1 protein-coding gene and 1 pseudogene are annotated in these 2,536 nt (G+C 34.3%); one reads left to right on the top strand and one right to left on the bottom strand.

What is annotated here, in order from left to right; translation table 11 throughout:
* Nucleotides 1-1,845: TonB-dependent receptor (locus ACY65O_RS08900; RefSeq protein WP_462220501.1), on the bottom strand; the 1,845-nt coding region annotated here is incomplete at its 3' end.
* Between the two features lie 436 nt (nucleotides 1,846-2,281).
* Between ACY65O_RS08900 and ACY65O_RS08895 the strand changes: the two are divergent.
* Nucleotides 2,282-2,536 (top strand): annotated as a pseudogene (locus ACY65O_RS08895) (DNA repair protein RadA); the annotation flags it as partial.

Genomic DNA, 2,536 nt, shown 5'->3' with positions numbered 1-2,536 from the left:
AAATGATGGCTGAATGGACGAAGGGAAATTTATAAAATCCCTTTTTGTATCTAAGTAAGAATAAGAGATCCAGTAGTCAACAGTTTTAATTGTTTTTTTATCTCTCCAAAAAACTTCAAACCCTTTTGCAAAACCATTGCCGTTATTGTTTGCAGCAACTTCTCGGCCATTTAAATTGTACCCGGTTTTATACAAATCATCATATTTTTTATAAAACATTTCCATGCGTAATGTTTGTACACCGGTTAACAGTTGGTATTGTAAAATGTAGTGTGCCGCTTTTGAAAAGTTAAGTAATGTACTGGCAGGTAAATATTTTCTTTCGGGGTTTTGATAAAAAATTCCATACGCAAAACCTGCAGAACTGTATTTGCCCAACTGGTAAGCTAATGATGCCCTTGGCGCAACATTCCATTTATCTAACAATTGCGAATGCTCGGCCCGTACACCCAATTTTGCTGCTAAGGAGTTGGTAATATAAATATCCGATTCGCCAAAACCTGCTATCATGTTCTCTTTAATAGTTTCATTAAACTTTGTACCATCATATAATGTATAAGCCGATTTTTCGTTGCTGATACTAACTTCGGTACCAAAACGAACAGCACTTAAACCACTTAATTTTTTATCCAGTACAATCCTGTTTTGAAAAAAATTGCCTTTTGTACTTAAAGAAAAATTTTTGAAGGCATAAAATGCCGGAGTAGTAATAGTTTGCTTTACGTTGGCAGCATTTTGCAATTCGTTTTCTATATCATCTTTATTATTACTGAATGATGCGCCAACATTTATCTTCCACCTGTTTTTTAAATTTTGCTTATAGCTAATGTTATGATACTGGTTTAAGTTTTGTAGTGTAAAAGCATCCTTCATACCAACAGAATCAATATCGCCGGTGCGGCTGCCTACATGGGTTTTGCTTATATAACTGTATAATTTTACTATACCACCCTTCTTTGTTTTAAAACGAAAGTTGGCATCTCCATCAAGTATAACCGGTATCTTAAAATAATCCTGTCGCTGTTTTATTACATTAAATGCCAGTACCAGATTGGTATAGTTTGCACTAAAGCCCCAGCTGCTTTTTTTATCTTTTGCCAAATGCTGTATGCCGCCACCAACACCAACCACACTGGCTCCAAAATCTGCTTCGCTTTTTTCTGGTAAATCTTTACTTTCTAAAATAAGTGCCGATGATAACGCCTGGCCATACAAAGCTGAGTAACCCCCTGTACTAAAAACAGTACCCTTAAACAAAAACGGATTAAACCTTCCACGCTGTGCAATGCCGGGTGTGCCACTATAAAAAAAATTGTTTACTTGCGTACCGTCAATAAATATTTTACTTTCTGTTGCCGTGCCGCCTCTTACAAATAACCCTTCGCTTTCTCCAACCTGCTGAGCACCGGGCAAAGATTTAAAAGCACTTGTTACATCGCCATTAGCACTTGGTGTAGTTACAATATCTATATCAGTTAATACAGCGCCTTTCTTTTTATCGCTGGCTTCAAACGAGCCTGCAGATATTACCACTGCTTTTAAGTCTGTTATTAACTCTTTTAATAATACAGGAATCGTTATGTCGGTAGAACTAATGGTTACTTTTTGCTCAAAAGAGCGGTAACCAGATGAGCTGGCTTCAATGATCTGCTCTCCTTTTTCGGTTGTGGTAAAAGAGAAGCTACCAGAGGAATCTGTTGTAGCACCATCGTAAGTATTTTTTAAAACTACACTTACGCCAGCCAATGGTTTATTTTTATTATCTACTGCCTTTCCAGTAATTTTTACCTGGCTTTGTACCGTTAAAAAGTTTAGAGTTAGTAATAAAGTAAAGAACTTTTGCATTCTTTCTAATTTAACACAAACGTAAAGTAGTTTATTTTATAAACCAAATATTTTAAAGAAATAATTTTTAGTTAACATGGGATAAATGGCGTTTTAATTCATCAAAAAAATCTCATAACAATTTGTTTATCAATCAATTGAATCTGATTTAAAGTCCGACCCTGAAACCTAAAATTCATCCATAACTTATCAACATAGCCCAAAATATATTTTTTTATGTGGCCGTAAATTGTAATTTAGCAATAGAATTTAATGGGTTAGTAAGTATAAAGGGCTGTCAGAAATGATAGCCCTTTTACTTTTTAGTTGTTCCCGCTGATTGCGCAAATACTGCAGATTAATTTTCTATCTATTTTATCTTTTATATTTTTTTTACAAAAGTTTTTAAACACAAAATCTAAAATCATCAATCTTTAATCAGCATTATCTTTACAACATGAGTAAAACAAAGTCGGCATTTTTTTGTCAGAGCTGCGGATATGAAAGTGCAAAGTGGTTAGGCAAATGCCCAAGCTGTAATAACTGGAATACTTTTGTGGAAGAAGTAATTGTTAAAGGCAGCGATAAAAAAGAAAAAGATGAATGGGCAGATTATAAAAGAGATGGTAAAATAAAAACTATTTCAATTAACGAAGTTAGCAGCGCCGAAGAAAAAAGAATTATTACAACAGATACAGAATTAAACCGTGTG

Origin of the sequence: Ferruginibacter sp. (genome assembly GCF_031430955.1) — a bacterium.
Lineage (GTDB): Bacteria > Bacteroidota > Bacteroidia > Chitinophagales > Chitinophagaceae > Ferruginibacter.
The sequence above is the reverse complement of the archived record's forward strand: the minus strand, read 5'-3'. Positions and strand labels throughout refer to the sequence as shown.